The 16,195-nt window shown below is 73.1% G+C and carries 14 protein-coding genes; 2 read left to right on the top strand and 12 right to left on the bottom strand.

The window, feature by feature from the left end; all coding sequences use genetic code 11:
- The first annotated feature begins 270 nt into the window (after positions 1–270).
- Together Q1V71_RS05690 and Q1V71_RS05685 are read left to right on the top strand one after the other, a co-directional pair.
- Positions 271–906: a hypothetical protein gene (locus Q1V71_RS05690; protein ID WP_300641580.1), complete on the top strand. Its 636-nt coding sequence runs from the start codon at positions 271–273 to the stop codon at positions 904–906.
- Between the two features lie 110 nt (positions 907–1,016).
- Positions 1,017–1,490: a hypothetical protein gene (locus Q1V71_RS05685; RefSeq protein ID WP_300641579.1), complete on the top strand. Its 474-nt coding sequence runs from the start codon at positions 1,017–1,019 to the stop codon at positions 1,488–1,490.
- Positions 1,491–1,494: 4 nt separating this feature from the next.
- Here Q1V71_RS05685 and Q1V71_RS05680 read toward each other — a convergent pair whose 3' ends face one another.
- From Q1V71_RS05680 to Q1V71_RS05625, 12 genes are all read right to left on the bottom strand, one after another.
- Positions 1,495–1,848: a hypothetical protein gene (locus tag Q1V71_RS05680; protein ID WP_300641577.1), complete on the bottom strand. Its 354-nt coding sequence runs from the start codon at positions 1,846–1,848 to the stop codon at positions 1,495–1,497.
- Between the two features lie 214 nt (positions 1,849–2,062).
- Entirely contained in the window at positions 2,063–2,887 is an 825-nt protein-coding gene (locus Q1V71_RS05675) for a DUF1295 domain-containing protein (protein ID WP_300641576.1), read from the bottom strand.
- 1 nt (position 2,888) lies between these two features.
- Positions 2,889–4,220, bottom strand: coding sequence for a cyclopropane-fatty-acyl-phospholipid synthase family protein (locus tag Q1V71_RS05670; RefSeq protein ID WP_300641574.1), 1,332 nt, complete (start codon positions 4,218–4,220; stop codon positions 2,889–2,891).
- Positions 4,221–4,326: 106 nt separating this feature from the next.
- On the bottom strand, positions 4,327–5,655 hold the full coding sequence (locus Q1V71_RS05665; protein WP_300641572.1) for a cyclopropane-fatty-acyl-phospholipid synthase family protein: 1,329 nt from the start codon (positions 5,653–5,655) through the stop codon (positions 4,327–4,329).
- Positions 5,652–7,730, bottom strand: a complete 2,079-nt coding sequence (locus Q1V71_RS05660) for an FAD-dependent oxidoreductase (protein ID WP_300641570.1) — start codon at positions 7,728–7,730, stop codon at positions 5,652–5,654. The genes Q1V71_RS05665 and Q1V71_RS05660 overlap by 4 nt, the downstream gene beginning before the upstream one ends.
- Positions 7,730–8,437 carry an anti-sigma factor gene (locus Q1V71_RS05655; RefSeq protein ID WP_300641568.1) on the bottom strand — a complete coding sequence of 236 codons (708 nt, stop codon included), beginning with the start codon at positions 8,435–8,437 and terminating at the stop codon, positions 7,730–7,732. Before Q1V71_RS05655 ends, Q1V71_RS05660 begins: the two co-directional genes overlap by 1 nt.
- Positions 8,434–9,036 carry an ECF RNA polymerase sigma factor SigK gene (gene sigK, locus Q1V71_RS05650; protein ID WP_300641566.1) on the bottom strand — a complete coding sequence of 201 codons (603 nt, stop codon included), beginning with the start codon at positions 9,034–9,036 and terminating at the stop codon, positions 8,434–8,436. Before sigK ends, Q1V71_RS05655 begins: the two co-directional genes overlap by 4 nt.
- Positions 9,037–9,082: 46 nt before the next feature.
- Positions 9,083–9,724, bottom strand: a complete 642-nt coding sequence (locus Q1V71_RS05645) for a fasciclin domain-containing protein (protein ID WP_300641564.1) — start codon at positions 9,722–9,724, stop codon at positions 9,083–9,085.
- Between the two features lie 92 nt (positions 9,725–9,816).
- Positions 9,817–11,400, bottom strand: a complete 1,584-nt coding sequence (locus Q1V71_RS05640) for a molybdopterin-dependent oxidoreductase (protein ID WP_300641562.1) — start codon at positions 11,398–11,400, stop codon at positions 9,817–9,819.
- Between the two features lie 186 nt (positions 11,401–11,586).
- Positions 11,587–12,372, bottom strand: coding sequence for an enoyl-CoA hydratase-related protein (locus Q1V71_RS05635; protein WP_300641560.1), 786 nt, complete (start codon positions 12,370–12,372; stop codon positions 11,587–11,589).
- A gap of 43 nt (positions 12,373–12,415) precedes the next feature.
- Entirely contained in the window at positions 12,416–14,491 is a 2,076-nt protein-coding gene (locus Q1V71_RS05630) for an acyltransferase family protein (protein WP_300641558.1), read from the bottom strand.
- Positions 14,488–16,053, bottom strand: coding sequence for a sulfatase (locus Q1V71_RS05625; protein ID WP_300641556.1), 1,566 nt, complete (start codon positions 16,051–16,053; stop codon positions 14,488–14,490). The genes Q1V71_RS05630 and Q1V71_RS05625 overlap by 4 nt, the downstream gene beginning before the upstream one ends.
- Positions 16,054–16,195 lie beyond the last annotated feature (142 nt).

Here is a 16,195-nt window from a genome sequence, read left to right as displayed (position 1 = left end):
GCCGAACTCCACCTCGCAGCAGCAGCCGTCAACCTCCAGCGACTTCACAACAACGCACTGACCACCTGAGCACCGCTCCGGGCACCCCCGTGCCCGCCACGTCCCAACACCCATCAGGCAAAGCCCAACAGCCACCAGGTTCAACCGGAACACCACGTAGAGCACCGCCCGGCGTGCCGCTGGCCCGCAGGTGCCCCGCAGGCCAGGGCCTGCCCGTCCCAGGCCCGTGTCGGGGCGACGCCATGCGGTGCCGGCCTCTAGCCTCGGGACGTGAGGTGGACCCGGCACCCGTTGACGCGCGCGGCGGCGCTGGCCGCCTCGGTGTACCTCGTGATCGCGTACGCCGAGGAGCGGTCCTTCTTCTTCTGGGTCGGCCTCGTGCTGGTGGCCCTCAACGTCACGGGGATCCTCGCTCAGGCGCGGTCCTCGCGGCGAGGGGCGCGACCCCGGCCGGTCCGGGCCGACCCGGACGCCGACGCGGCGCGGCTGTCCGAGCTGCTGCACGACCCGGCGATCGCCGCGGGCTGGGCCACGGCGCCGGCGTACTGGGTCCGCGTCACCGACCCCGACGACCCCGACGGTCGGCACGACCCGACGGATGACGTCGTCCCTGCGGCCGTGCTGGCCCGGCACGTCCGGGTCGCCCTCCAGGTGGCCGAGGAGTCCGAGTGGCACGTCGTCGTCGAGGCAGCGGCGCAGCCCTTCCTCGACCTCGACGCGACCGACGGCGATGACGCTGTCCTGGGTTTCCTGCGCGCCCACCCGCTCGTGGCGGAGGCACAGCACGAGCAGCGAGGGGTGTACGTCGTGCGGCTGCACCGCGCGGTCGCGCTGGACCGGTTCGCCCGGCTGGCCGCCCGGGCACTGGCCGCGGGACAGGTCCAGGCCGCGTCGCGGCTGCGCTGAGGGCGGCATGCCGGGGACCGGCTCGTGACCGGCCGGGGCCGCGGAGGAGGGAACCACTGCCACACCTCGCCCGTCACACCCCCGTGCATCGGCGTCGGCTCCTCACCACCGTGGCCCTGTCGGTCTCCCTGCTGGCCGGGTGCGGCGGTGAGGGCCAGCCGCCGTCGCCGGACCGGTCCGCAGGTCCGGACCGTCCTCCGGGAAGCGGGGAGTCCTCGGGTCCCGAGGCCGTCACCGCCTCCGTGCGGGTGGTCGCCGAGGACGAGGCGCAGCTGCACCTGTGGGTCAGCAACCAGTCCTTCCTCGACGACCCCGCCCGCATCACGGTGAGGATCGACGGGATCGAGGTCGTCGACCGTGACTTCCTCGTCGAGGGCCAGCACAGCTGGAGCCTCTTCCCGTTGGCGCTGCCCGCCGGGAAGCACGACCTGAGGGTCGTCGCAGCCGACGGCACGACCCTGTCCGAGCGCTTCCGGACGCGAGCCGGCGCGACCAGGTACGCCGTCGCGGACTACTTTCACTACGCCGGCGGCAGGCCGCAGGTGAGCTGGCGGATCCAGGACGAGCCGGTCGCCTTCGACTAGGGGGTCAGCGCGAGCGGAGCAGCACCCCGAGGTTGAGCAGGCCCCATCCGCCGGCGGCGGCGACGGCCTTGGTGCTGGCCTGGCCGTCGACGGTCAGGCCGAGCAGGGCGGCGTCGCCGAAGTCGATGGCGGTGCGGATCGCCAGCGAGGCACGGGCGGCGGTCGGCGAGCCGAGGACGCCGACGGCGGAGATCGCCAGGTCGCGCACGCCGAACACCCGCGCGACGGTGTCCCACATCGGGTCGTCGGAGCCGAGCGCCTGGCGCAGGTGCTCGGGCTTGACCAGGCAGTAGGCGGCGTACCCGGCCGTGGCCAGGCTCATCACGCGGACGGCGGTCGTGGAGCTCGAGGAGGTCATGTGCCCAGTCAGCCACGCGGGGGGCCGCCACCCAACACCCGGCCGGGGGCGGCTGGACGTGCCGGCCCCGGTCAGGCCAGGAAGACGAAGCCGTCCTTGATCGTGAACGCCCGTTGGCGGAGCAGGGCTGTTGGCCGACATCCGGGCACGTTCCGCGGTCGGGGGGTTCAGAACTGACGGCTCGGGGGTTCAGAACTGACGGTTCGGCGGTGGGTCAGCGGCGCGGCGGGCGGGGGAAGAACATCGGCACCCGGGCGGCGTACTCGTCCCAGCCCTCGCGCTGCGACATCTTGCGCTCCAGCAGCTTGGCGCCGGTGACGTTGCGCAGGAAGAGGGTCATCGCGACCGGGCACAGCACGGTCGCCAGGCCCGCGACCCAGCCCGACGCGAGACCGCCGGCCAGCCACAGGCCCCACCAGACGCAGGCGTCGCCGAAGTAGTTGGGGTGACGGGTCCAGCCCCACAGCCCCTGGTCCATGACCTTCGGGCGGGACTCCCGCGGCTGCTTCTTGTACGCCGCCAGCTGGCGGTCGCCCACGGCCTCGAAGTAGAGCCCGACCGCCCAGACGGCCACGCCGACCCAGACCAGCCAGGACCAGCCCGGCTCGATGAGCAGGACCGCGCCGACCGCGACCGGCAGCGAGACGAACCACTGCGCCACGCCCTGGACCAGGAACACCCGCCGCACGGCCTCGGCCATGCCGACCTCGGGCAGTGAGCCGCCCAGCATCTCGGCGTAGCGCGGGTCCTCCGCGCCCTGGTGCTCGCCGAGCGCGCGGGAGCGGACGTGCCAGGCCAGCCGGCCGCCCCACACCGCGACCAGCGCCAGGAGCAGCAGGGTGCGCCAGGAGTCGGCGGCAGCGGCGTACGCGACGACGGTGGAGGAGACGGCGACGAGCACGAAGCCCAGGCCCCAGGCGACGTCGACGACCGCGACGACGCCGAGCTGGCGCGCGCGCAGGGCCGTCACCGTCATCGTGACGACGACGCAGACGAGGGCGACGCCGACGGAGACCAGGGCGGTGAGGAGGGGTGACACCTCAGAAGTCTCGGACGGCGGGCAGCGTGTGCGGGCCACCCGGGCGGACCATGAGGATCTGGTCCACGCCCATGCGGCCGTCGCGGAAGGCCATCGCACCACCGACGAGGTAGAGCTCCCAGACGCGGTAGACCTCCTCGCCCATCATCGCGACGAGCTGCTCGCGGTGGGCGTGGAAGCGCTCCAGCCAGCCGGCGACCGTCAGGACGTAGTGCTCGCGCATCGCGTGGACGTCGCGCACCTCCAGGCCGCCGGCCTCGAGCAGCGCCACGGTCTCGCCGACGGGACGCATGTGCATGTCGGGGGCGATGAAGGACTGGATGAAGGGGCCGCCGCCGGGCCACTTGCCGCTGCGCGACATCTGCTGCACCAGCACGCGACCGCCGGGCTTCACGGACTCGCGCAGCACCCGCGCGTACGTCGGGTAGTTCTTCTGCCCGACGTGCTCGCCCATCTCCAGCGAGCCGACGGCGTCGTACTCCTGGCCGGCGGCCGGCACGGCGTCGCGGTAGTCCTGCAGCCGGATGGTGACCCGGTCCTGCAGGCCGCGCTCGGCGATCCGGGCGTCGATGAACTTCTTCTGCTCCGCCGCGATCGTCACGCCGGTGACCTGGGCGCCGAAGTGCTCGGCGGCATGGAGGGACAGCGAGCCCCAGCCGCAGCCGACGTCGAGCATCCGCATGCCGGGCTCGAGGCCGAGCTTGCGGCAGACCATGTCGAGCTTGGCGACCTGCGCCTCCTCCAGGGAGACCTCGGGCGTCGCGTGGTAGCCGCAGGAGTACGCCATGTTCTTCTCGAGGATCAGCTCGTAGAAGGCGTTGGACAGGTCGTAGTGGAAGGAGATCGCCGAGCGGTCGCGCAGCTTGCTGTGCAGTCGACCCTTCACGTCGGCCTGGGTCGCGGGGTCGGCCGGGCGCTTGCCCAGCGCGCCGATCTCGACCGCGGCGCGGACCGCCTCGAGGAGGGCGCGGGGGCGGATGCGGGCGCCGGACAGCCCGCGCTCGCGGGAGACGGCGAAGGCGTGGGTCAGGGCCTTGTCGAGGTCCCAGCCGTCGACCTCGGGCACGTCGAGCTCGCCGGTGACGTAGGCCTGCGCGGCACCGAGCTCGCCCGGGTGCCAGAGGAGCCGGCGTACGGCGTCGGCCGAGCGCAGCTCGACCAGCGGGAAGTCCGAGGGAGCCCCGCCCGGCGGCACGAACTCCGAGCCGTCCCAGCAGCGCAGCCGCACGGGGAGCGGGCCAGCGAGGAACGGCTCGAGCGCCTCCGCGAGCCGGTGGGCGATGCCAGGAGCGCCGGTGCTGGTCTCGGTGCTGCGGTCGGCCGTCGTGGTCACGGGGTTCTCCTCGTCATCGGGGTGCGGCAGGGAGCCTGCCGCTGGGGTCGCGTGGTGCGACGTGGTGGGGTGCGGGTGGTGCCGGGTCGTCGGTGCGGTCTCGGGCTCAGTCTCGCTGGAGCAGCAGCTGGTAGTCGTCGATGTAGCCGGAGGCGAAGCCCGCGCGGGAGTACTCCAGGTAGAAGTGCCACATCCGCAGGAACACCTCGTCGAAGCCCAGCGCCAGCACCTCCTCGGAGCGGTCGAGGAAGGCCTCGTCCCACAGCCGCAGCGTCTCGGCGTAGTGGGTGCCGAACTGGAAACGCTCGACCAGCCGCAGACGGGTGTGGTCGCGGGTGATCTCGTCGATGACCTCGACCGAGGGCAGCAGGCCGCCGGGGAAGATGTACTTGTGGATCCAGGTGTAGGTGTTCCTGGTGGCCAGCATCCGGTCGTGCGGCATCGTGATCGCCTGGATGGCGACCCTGCCGCCCGGGGCCAGGACCTTGTCGATGGTCTCGAAGTAGGTCTGCCAGAACTCGTGGCCCACCGCCTCGATCATCTCCACCGACACCACCGCGTCGTAGCCCTCGGTGCCCGGCGGGACCTCCAGGTCGCGGTAGTCCTGCAGGACGACCTCGATCCGGTCGGAGAAGCCGGCAGCGGCGATCCGCTCCTCGGCCAGCACCAGCTGCTCGGAGGAGAGGGTGATCGTGCGGACCGTCGCCCCGCGCCGGGCCGCGCGGATCGCGAGCTCGCCCCACCCGGAGCCGATCTCCAGCACTCGTGAGCCCTCGCCGACACCGGCGGCGTCGAGCAGCCGCTCGATCTTGCGGGCCGAGGCCTCGGCCAGCGAGTCGGTGGCCACCGTGCCCGGGGGCGCGGCCTGGAGCCGCTGCGACGGGCGGCCGTTGAGCGTGTCGGGGACCGTCGAGACGGTGGTGTCCCACAGCGCGGCGGAGTAGCTCAGCGTCTCGTCGAGGAAGAGCCGGAACAGGTCGTTGGACAGGTCGTAGTGGTGCGCGATGTTGTTGCGCGAGTTGTCCTTGCTCGAGCGCTGGGTGCTCGGCGGCCGCTTCACGACCAGGGCCCGCAGCGCCTGCAGCGGCTTCGGCACCAGGTCGGCCATCTCCGCGGCCAGGACGGTCAGGAAGCCGCCGAGGTCCTCGGCGTCCCAGGCGCCGGTGAGGTAGGCCTCGCCGAAGCCGATCAGCTGGTGCCGCCCGAGGCGGGCCCACAGCTCCTCCGGCTGGTGGACCGTCATCTCCGGCCCACCCTTGCCGATCGTGCGGCCCTCGACGTGCACGGTGACGTCGAGCCGCTCCACGGCGGCGGTGAAGAGCCGGCGCGCGATCCGGGCAGAGACCCGGGCGCGGGAGCCGGTCGGCACGACGTGCAGCCCGGGCCAGCGGGCGACGTCGGGCGGGGACGAGGGACGGGCGGGGGCCTCGGTCATCGACGGGAGCCTTCCTGGTCGGGCTGGACGGCGGTCTGCTGGTGCGGGGGGCGCGGACGGATCGGCAGGCGCCGCAGCCACAGCCAGATCCCGTGCGCGCGGATGAGCAGCGATCCCCGCAGGGCCGCCGGGGCGGCTCGCAGGGGGCTGTCGGTCGTGCGGGTGCCGGTGAGGCTGGCCGAGAAGCGGGTCTGCTCGGCGTGCAGCGTGACGACCACGTCGAGCCGCTCGCCCGGGACAGGGACGGCCAGCTCGTAGTGGCCGTCGGTGCCGTGGAACGGGCTGACGTACATCGCCTTGTCGGTGCGGGCGCGCCCCTGCTCGTCGGGACGCACGAGGTAGGCGTGCCGGTCGCCGTAGGTGTTGTGGACCTCGACCACGGTCGCCTCGACCCGCCCGAACGGATCCAGGCACCAGAAGACGCTGATCGGGTTGAAGCAGTAGCCGAAGGCACGGGGCTGGGTGGCCAGCAGCACCCGGCCGGCCGGGTGCAGGGTCACGCCCTCGGTCGCCAGGAACGCCTCGAGGTTCTCCCGCAGGGTGCGCTCGGGATCGCCGAGGTGGTCGCGGGCCTCGAAGGTGCCCTTGGCCCACGGCAGCGGCCGCAGGTCCGGCAGGTCGTCGACGTCCACGAGCCACGTGTGGGAGCGATGGGTGAAGCTGCGCTCGAAGGGCGCTCGGCGGGTGTGCTTGATCGTCGTCCGGTAGAGGGCAGGCGTCTCCACGCGCGGCCGCTCCTGGCTCACCGGCGAGGGCCAGGGCAGCCCGAGCCGCGTGACGGCCGCCAGTCCGGAGCGCGCGCCGTCCTCGTGGAAGCCCCAGCCGTGGTAGGCGCCGGCGAAGACCACGCGGTCGGTGTCGATCTCGGGCAGGCGGCGCTGCGCGGCCACGGACTCCGGGGTGTAGAGCGGGTGCTCGTACTCCATCCGGTCGATCACGGTGGCCGGGTCGACGAGGTGCTCGCCGCCGAGGGTCACGAGGTAGTGGGTGTCGGTGTCGAGGCGCTGGAGCCGGGTCAGGTCGTAGGTGACCACGACACCGTCGGCGCCGGCGGGCCGCGGCACCGACTCGCTCGGTCGCATGAAGTTCCAGCTCGCCCAGGTCTGGGTCAGCCGCGGCATCAGCGAGGTGTCGGTGTGCAGCAGCGCGGTGTTGGGGGAGTAGGGCATGGCCCCCAGCAGCTCGCGGTGCAGCGGGGTGGGCTCGGCCAGCATCGCCAGGGCCTGGTGCGGGTGCGTGGCGATCACGACGGCGTCGTACGTCGTGGTGGTGCCGTTGCCGTCGGTCACCTCCACGCCGTCCGTCGTCTCGAGGACGGAGGTGACCTTGCAGCCGGTGCGGATCTCCCCGCCGGCCGCCAGCAGCGCGTCGCGCACCTTGTCGACGTAGCGGTGCGAGCCGCCGGTGACGGTGCGCCACGTGGGCGAGCCGTAGATGCTCAGCATCTGGTGGTGGGAGAGGAAGGAGAAGAGGTAGCGCGCGGGGTAGTCGAGCGCGACGTCGGGGTCGCAGGACCACACGGCCGCGACGAGCGGCTCCATGAAGTGGCGCAGGAAGTAGGGCGTGAACCCGTGCTCGGCGAGGAAGTCGCGCAGGGTCGTGTCGTCGACCTCGCCCTCGGCGCTGCGGGCCAGCAGCGCCTTGGCGCGGCGGTGGAAGCGCGGGATCTCGGCGAGCATCCGCAGGTACGCCGGTCGGCGCAGGTGACCGAGGGTCGGCAGCGTCCCCTGGCGGCCCAGCGCGCCGGCCCACTCCAGGTCGGAGTCGTCGTCGCGGATCGACATCGACATCTCCGACTGCTGGGTCGCGACGCCCAGCTCGGCGAAGACGCGCAGCAGCGTCGGGTAGGTGCGCCGGTTGTGGACGATGAACCCGGTGTCGATGCGCAGCAGCCGACCGGTCGGGTCGGTGACCTCGTGGGTGTCGGCGTGCCCTCCCAGCCGGCCGTCGGCCTCGAGCAGGGTGACCGTGGCGGTGCGGGAGGCGACGTACGCCGCGACGAGCCCGGCCACGCCGGAGCCGACCACCGCGACGCTGCGGGGCGTCGGGGTGGGCGGCTGGTGTGCCGCGGACATCAGGCGTCGAAGGAGAGCACGACGGCCGAGTCGAGGTTGGGCTCGGTGGATCCGCCCTCGGGCTCGACGGTGATGCCGACGCCGTCCGCGGTCGCGGCGTCACCGGAGAGCAGCACGGTGTTGTCGGGACCCTCGGGCATGAACCCGGCGGCGATCATCTCGCCGTCGCGCTCGAGCCAGAGCTCGTAGACCTTGCCCTCGCCGGGGTCGGCCATGCCCTCGGTGACGATGACGGCCTGGCCGAGCTCGACGGAGCGGTAGACGATGGCGCGGGAGCCGTCGTCGAAGCGCTGGACGTAGCGCTCGGCGTCGGGGGCCTCGAGGACGCGCTCGGTGGCGGTGAAGCTGACCTCGGCCGGGGTGTCGTCGCTGAGGCGGTCGTAGGCGATGCCGCCGCCGATGCCCACGGCTACCACGGCAGCTGCGGCGGCGACCAGGGCGGGAAATCGACGCCTCCGCGGGCGCACCTCGACCACGTGGGGAGGCAGCGGGCGGACGGTGGCGACCTCGGCGAGGATGCGCGAGCGCAGGGCGGGCGAGGGGCCCACCGGTGCGAGCTCGGCGAGCATCGCGGCTCCGGCGCGGAGCGAGTCGACCTCGTGCCGGCACTCGGCGCACTCGTTGAGGTGTCGCTCGAAGTGTGCGCGCTCGATGTCGTCGAGTGCGTCGACCGCGTAGGCGCCGGAGAGGGCGTGCACGTCGTTCATTGGCCTACCCCCATGGCGTCTCTGAGTCGGATGAGTCCGTCGCGGATCCGCGTCTTCGCGGTCCCGACGGGGAGCTGGAGCATCGTGGCGACCTCGGTGTGGGTGTATCCGCCGAAGTACGCGAGCTCGACGGCCTCCCGCTGGACAGGGGTGAGGCTGGCGAGCGCCCCTCGCACGCGACGGGCCTCCATGGAGGCGGTAGCAGCCTCCGCAGTGGAGTCGTGGTCGATGGGCTGGTTCTGCTGGTGGTACGAGGTGTCGCGCCGCGAGGAGGCCTCGGCGGAGCGGACCCGGTCGACCGCCTTGCGGTGGGTCACCGTGAGCAACCAGCTCAGGGCGCTTCCGCGGTCGGAGTCGAAGCGTGCGGCGGTGCGCCACACGTCGAGGAAGGCCTCCTGGGTGACCTCCTCGGCCTGTGCCGGGTCGCGGACGACCCGGAGGGCCAGGCCGTGGACGCGAGCTGCTGTCGCGTCGTACAGCTGGGCGAAGGCCACCTCGTCGCCCCGTGCGCTGGCGCGCAGCAGGGCGGCGAGGTCCGGCCCGGCCGGGGCTCCCCCGTGAGGGAGAGCCCCGGCGGGCAGGGACGTCGGCTCACTCATGTGTCGATTGTCCCTGTCATCGGTCCGGTTGTGGAAGTGGCCTCGATCAGGAGGGCATGAGCACGGTGTCGATGACGTACACCGTGGCGTTGGCGGTGGGGATGTTGCCGCACAGCACGTTGGCGCCGTTGACGGTCATGCCCTCGGTGTCGCCCTCGACGGTGACGGTGCCACCCTGCAGGGTCTCCTGCTCGCCCACGACGGCCTCGGGGTCGAGCTGCTGGCCGACCACGTGGTAGGTCAGGATCGAGGTGAGGAGCTCCTGGTCGGCGAGCACCGCGTTGAGGTCCTCCTCCGGGATGGCGGCGAACGCGTCGTCGGTGGGCGCGAAGACGGTGAGGGCCTCGGCGTCGTTCAGGGTGTCGACCAGGCCGGCCTCGCCCACGGCGGTCACCAGGGTGCCGAGCAGCGGGTTGTTGGAGGCGGCGGTGGCGACCGGGTCGTCGACCATGCCGTCGAAGGAGCCCTGGCCGTTGGTGGGAACGGCGGAGCAGGCGTCGCCGAAGGTCTGGTCGCCGGCGGAGGCCTCGGCCTCGGGCTCCTCCTCCTCGGCGGGGGCCGGAGCCTCCTCGGAGGTGGTCTCCTCGGCGGAGGAGTCGTCCTCGCTCGAGCAGGCGGTCAGGCCGATGGAGAGAGCGGCGAGGGTGGCGACGGAGGCGCCGGTACGACGGAGGGTGGTGCGCTTCATGGGAAGTGCCTTCCTTTCGGTGCAACCTGTGGCTGCGGGGGCTTGTCGGGGAGTGGTTCGGGGCTGTGGGGTATCCGGATGGGTGAGACAGGTCACGAAACGGTGACCTGGAGGGACTGGATGCCCGAGGAGCCCTCCGGGAACGGCACGGCACGCACCGCGGTCTGGGTCTCGCCGTCGCCGCTGATGGCGCGCGCAGCGACGTTGTGGGAGCCCGGTCGGGCGTCCCAGCGGTAGAACCACTGGCGCCAGTAGTCGTTGCCGACGTCGGGACCCATCTCGGCGTCCTCCCAGGCCCCGCCGTCGATCTGGACCTGCACCGTGGCCACGCCACCGCGCTGCTGGGCCCACGCGACGCCGCCCACGAGCACCTCGCCGGCGTCGAGCTGGTCGAGCGCGCTGATGGTGTCGATGCGGGTGGAGATCTTGATGGGGGCGTCGGTGGCCCAGTCCCGCTCGGTCCAGTACGCCTCCTTCTCGGCGTACGTCGTCAGCGTGATGCGGGTGATCCACTTGGTCGCGCTGATGAAGCCGTAGAGCCCGGGGACGATCATCCGGGCGGGGAAGCCGTTCGCGCGCGGCAGTGCCTCGCCGTTCATGCCGATGGCGATCATCGCGTCCCGGCCGTCGGTGGCCAGGTCGAGCGGCGTGGAGATCGTCATGCCGTCGAAGTCGGTGGAGAAGATCTGGTCGGCGTCCGGTCCGACGCCCGCCAGGTCGAGGATGTCGGTCAGCCGCACACCCAGCCAGCGCGCGCCGCCGACGAACTCGCCGCCCACGGAGTTGGAGACGCAGGTCAGCGTGATGTCGCGCTCGATGAGGTCCATCTCCAGCAGGTCGTCGAAGGTCAGCACGACCTCGCGCTCGACGTCGCCGTCGATCGTGAGCGTCCAGCTCTCCAGGTCCACGACGGGCGTGTCGAGCCGGGTGTCGACGCGGTAGAAGTCCTCGTTGGCGATCCGCAGCGGGGTGATCCCGTCGACCTGGCTCTCCAGGCCCTGCGGGAAGGAGCCGGCCGGGTCGGTGGGCGCGGGGAGCGTGACGTCCTCGGGCCGCGCCCGGATGCTGCGGATCAGCTGGCCCGCGCTGGCCAAGGCGGTCGCGGCGACCGCGAGGACGCCTGCGGCGACGAGGACCGTACGACGCTTCGCGCTCGACTGCTCGGGGCCTGTGGCGGCCGGGGTGTCGGCCCCGTCGGTGCTGGCGGTGCCGACCGTGCCGTCCGCGCCGTGCGCGGACCGGGCGTGGATCCGGGCGAGCAGGAGCAGCGAGCCGATCCCGACCACGGCGGTGGCGAGGGTGGGGACGAGGTCGAGCACCTCGGAGCGCGGCTGCGTCATCACGGCTGTGCCGGCGACAGCGACCAGGACGGCCTCGATGGCCGCACCGAGGGCCAGACGGCGGCGGGCGACCAGGCCTGCGACCGCGGCCAGCACCAGCACGCCGGCCATCACGCTGCCGATGAGGATCGGCTTGTCCGCGGTGCCGAACTGGGCGATCGCCCACTCCTTGACCGGCGTCGGGGTCAGGTCGATGACCGCCGAGCCGACCGCGAGGACCGGGGAGGTGTCGACGTCGTCGAGGGAGGCGACGAAGTGCCCGGCGGCGGTGCCGGTCAGGGTGGAGAGCAGGCCGAAGCCGGCCCAGGTCAGGCGTCCGCGCAGGGTGGGGCTCATGAGGGGTGTTCGGAGCGGAGGGCCTGCGCGCTTGGCCGGGGTGGGGCGGGTCACGTGCGGACGGGTGGGTGGGTGCAGGGATCCCCGGATATCAGGCTCTTCCTGCTCTTCGGGAGGGTTGCAACGCCTGACAAGTGCCAGAAGAGCCTGATATCCGGGGATCCCGACGCCCCGGAGGCCCCGCCGTCAGCGCCTGCGGGACAGGAAGGCCGTCATGGCCTCCTTGGCCTCCTCGCTGCCGAAGAGCCGGGCCGAGAGCGCGGCGACGTCGGCGCCGTGGGCGTCGAGGTGCGCGACCAGGGGAGCGGTGAGCAGCCGCTTGGTCTCGCGCAGGCCTTGGGGCGCGCCGGTGGCCAGCGAGGTCGTGACCTCCGCGACCGCGGCGTCGAGCTGCTCGTCGGCGACGACGCGGGTCACGAGCCCGTGCTCGAGGGCCTCCTGGGCGGAGAACACCTCGCCGCCCAGGGCGGTCAGGGCCGCACCGCGCTGGGTCATCCGCTGGAAGACCGTCAGCGAGATCGCGGCCGGGGCCAGGCCCAGCTTGACCTCGGTGAGGGCGAAGGTCGCGCGCTCGGCCGCGACCACGACGTCGGCTGCGGCGACGATGCCGGTGCCGCCCGCGCGGACCGGCCCCTGCAGGCGGCAGACGACCGGCTTGGGGTGGGTCAGGATGGCGCGCTGCAGCCGCACGATCTCGAGGGCACCCTGCTCCATCGAGCCGCTCGCGGCCTCGGAGAGGTCCGCGCCGGAGCAGAAGACCGACCCGGTGGCCGCGATGACGACCACCCTGGCCGCGTCGTCGGCCGCGGCCCTTTCGAGCGCCTCGAAGAGCCCGGTCACCAGCGCCCGTGAGAGCGCGTTGCGGTTGTGCGGGGAGTCGAGGGTGATGGTCGCGACGGCGTCGCTGACGTCGTACCCGACCCGGGGCCGGGCGTCCTGCTGGCTCTCCTGCTGGGCCTGCTCGTCACTCATGGCCCGCATCCTGCCGCAGCCCCCGCCCGACGGGGCGGCGGTGTCACCGGAAGCGGCGCGAGACCTCCGCCGCGAGCGCGTCGCCGAGCACCCGTGCCAGGCGGTGGACGAAGGTGACGGTGAGGTGGCCGCGGAAGTAGTAGACGACCTGGTCGTCGATGACGACCGGGCACCGACCGTCCCGGCACAGCCAGGGGGTGGGGTCGACGAAGCCGACCCCGAGCTCGTCGGTCAGCCGGCGCTCGGCCTCGGTGATCTCGATCGTCTCGGGGTCCAGGTCCACGGTGCAGTCGGAGACCCGGGCCCCGTCGGCCTCCAGGCAGGCGACCAGGTCGACGTCCTGCGGCACCCACGGGGTCTCGCCGACGAGCACGACGTCCTCGGCGCGGGACTGCAGCATGGTCAGGGTCCGCTCCATGCCGGCGTACCACCGCGCCCCGTGGTCGTCCTCGGCCATGGTGGAGACGATGGCGACGTCGGGCTCGAGCTCGGCGATCCGGTCCATGGCCCAGGCGCGCCACTCGTCGCAGTCCGGGCTGGAGCCGGAGCGGGTCCAGGCCGTCGGGCACCCGGTCTTGACCAGGTGCCGGATCTTCCAGCCGCGGTCGCGACCGATGCTGTCCAGACCGGGCAGCAGCATGCCGGCGTGGGAGTCCCCGAGCACCACGACGTCGACGTCCCCGCGCCGGTCGCCGATGGTGCACACGTCGTGGGTCGTCGTGCCGGCGTCCCGGGCGTAGCAGCGTCCGGGCGTCGTGCGGTGGAAGGTGTCCGCGCGCAGCTGTGAGAGCGGCGGCTCCAGCTCGTCGGGCACCGGCCGGTCCGCTCGCGCGAGCGCCACACGGACGTCGCGCCCGGGGTCGCGCGTGGCCTGGGGGTACGCCCCGCCGGACCGTTGCTTGCGGGCCACCTCGGCGAAGTAGCCGACGTCGCGGTCGAGGTCGGAGCGCTGCTCGAGCGCCACGACGCTGCTGACCAACACGGCCACCGACGCCGGCCAGAGCGCCAGGCTCAGGGGGCGGGAGGGACGCAGGCGGCCGGTGTGGAGGGGGGCCTCGACCAGTCGATGGGTGGCCTCGGCGGCCACCACCGCCGCGGCCACAGCGCCCAGGACCTGCAGCGGCGACGGCTCGGTGCCCAGGTGCGCCTCGAGCAGCACCAGCGCCGGCCAGTGCCAGAGGTAGAGGACGTAGGAGCGGTCGCCGAGCCACTGCACGGGGGCGGCCGCGAGCGCCCGGCCGACCAGGGGGACCTCGGCCCCGGTGCCGGCGGCGAGCAGGGCCGCGGTCGAGAGGACCGGGAGCAGGGCGAGCGCGCCCGGGAACGCGCTGGTCTCGTCGATGACCACGCCGGCGACGGCCAGACCGACCAGGCCGCCGAGCGCGAGCAGCGCGCGGAGCACGGCGGGCAGCCGCAGCAGCAGCGGCACCAGCAGCGCCAGCCCGGCGCCGACGGCCAGTTCCCACGCCCGCGTCGCGGTGGAGAAGTACGCCGCCCCCGGCTCCAGCGCGGTGCGCTGCACCGACCAGGCCAGCGAGGCGGCGATCGTGGCGGTCACCACCACGGCGAGGACCGGGCGCAGCGCGGCCGCCCGGCCGCGGCGCACGAGCAGGACGGCCACCGCCAGCACCAGCAGCGGCCACACGACGTAGAACTGCTCCTCGACCGCCAGCGACCAGTAGTGCTGGAACGGCGAGGCGTCGGCACCGCCCGCGAAGTAGTCGGCCCCGTCGGCGGCCAGCGACCAGTTGATCGCGAAGACCGCGGCCCAGGCGGCGTCGCGCACCGACTCCGCGGCCCGGACCTCGCCGTAGACCACGGTGCCGAGTGCCAGCGTCGCCAGGGCGACGAGGGTCGCAGCAGGCAGGATCCGCCGGGCCCGGCGGGCGTAGAAGTCGGTGATGGAGACCCGGCCGGTGCGCTCGGCCTCCTTCAGCAGCAGCCCGGTGATGAGGAAGCCGGAGACGACGAAGAAGACGTCGACGCCGACGTACCCGCCCGGGAGCCAGCCGGCGTGGCCGACCACCACCAGGGCCACGGCGATGGCGCGCAGGCCCGGGATGTCGGTGCGGAAACCGCCCCCGTCCTGGGGCCCGGCGCGGTGGGTGCCGTGGCTCACGGGCGGTCGCCGCCCGACTCGTCGGCTGGCTCCGGGACCGGGCCGAGGTCGGGGCTGCACTCCAGCGGGCCCGAGCAGCCGGACAGCAGGTCGGTGCGCCGCGCGAGCTCGGCCTCCACCTCGGCGTACGCCGGGTCACCGGCCACGGATTCGACCTGGTGCGGGTCGCGCTCGCGGTCGTAGAGCTCCACGAAGCCGTCGTGGAAGCGGGCGTAGGTGTAGCGCTCGGTCCGCACGCCGCGGTAGAGCCACCCCGTCAGGCCCGTCTCCGACTTCTGTGGGCCGCCCTGGATGAGCACGCCGCCGGGGTGCAGCGGGCCGACGTCCTCGCCGCGCCACAGGGGCAGCAGGCTGGTGCCGTCGACCGGGCGGTTGGAGCGCTCCTCGGCGCCGGCGATGTCGAGGAAGGTCGGCACCAGGTCGACCAGCGTCGCGGGGGCGTCACTGCGCGTGCCCGCCTCGATGCCCGGGCCGCGGACCAGCATCGGGGTGCGGAGGTTCTCCTCGTAGGGCAGCGTCTTGCCGAACCAGCGGTGCTCGCCGAGCTGGAAGCCGTTGTCGGTGACGAAGACCAGGTAGGTGTTGTCGAGCTCGCCCAGCCGGTCGAGCTCGGTGACCAGGTCGACCACGGCGTCGTCGAGCGAGGCCAGGGCGCCCGCGCGGCCGCGGATGGCCTCGCGGACGTCCTGCCGCGACACCGTCCCCTGGCGGCGGACGAGGTTCTGCTTGTCGGAGACGTCGGCCTCGTTGAAGGCGGGGTTGGAGAGGACCTCGCGGGTCATCTCCTGGATCTCGGCCTCCTGCGGGAGCTCGCCGGTGGCCTGCTGCATCCGCTGGTAGCGCGGGGAGAGCCGCGGCGGCTCCTTGCCGCAGGTGCTCTGGCCGCACGTGTCGCGCCGGCGGGCGGGGTGGGGGGCGAAGTGGCTGACCCAGAGGAAGAAGGGGGCGTCGTACCCGCTCAGCGTGCGGACGTCGTCGACCGCCTCGCGGGCCAGGTAGTCGGTGTAGTGGCCCTTGATGTCCTCGATCCCGTCCTCGTTCCACTGCTTGAACCGCACGTAGTCCGCGTGCCCGTGGCTGGTGGCGTTGAAGTGCGTCCACCCGGGGTCCCGCTGGGCGTTCTTGCTGTAGCCGTTGAGGTGCTTGCCGAGGAAGGCGGTGTTGTAGCCGGCGTTGCTGAGGTAGACGCCGACGTGTCCGGCGGCGTCGAAACTCTCGTAGCCGCCCTGCGGCGGGAAGTTGGTGCGGACGCCGTTGTTCTGGGCGAACTGCCCGGTCATCAGCTCAGCGCGCGCGGGGCAGCACAGCGGGTGCGGTGTGATCGCCTCGTCGAAGGTGAGGCCCTGCTCGCCGATCAGCTCGGTGACCTGGGGCAGGAAGCGCATCTCGTCCAGGCGCTGGTCGTCGCTGCTGATGAGCACGATGTTGGGTCGCTCGTCCTGCGGGGCGGTCACCGGGGCCACGGCGGGTGAGTCGAGCATCGGCTCGCGCGAGGTGGCAGGGACCCCGAGGCGCGGGTAGACGACCCACAAGAGACCGACGGTCAGCGCGAGCACGGTCATGACCACCACGGCTCGACGACGGAGGGCGGGATGGTCGTTCGTGGACAGCACGGGGCTCCCGGGTCGGGGACGAAGGGGCAGCGCCCTCCTACCCGCTCGCGCCTCGTCGTACGCCGCCCGCGACCGTGATGCGAACCGCGCC

The sequence above is a fragment of the Nocardioides sp. genome, from assembly GCF_030149505.1.
Lineage (GTDB): Bacteria > Actinomycetota > Actinomycetes > Propionibacteriales > Nocardioidaceae > Nocardioides.
The sequence above is the reverse complement of the archived record's forward strand: the minus strand, read 5'-3'. Positions and strand labels throughout refer to the sequence as shown.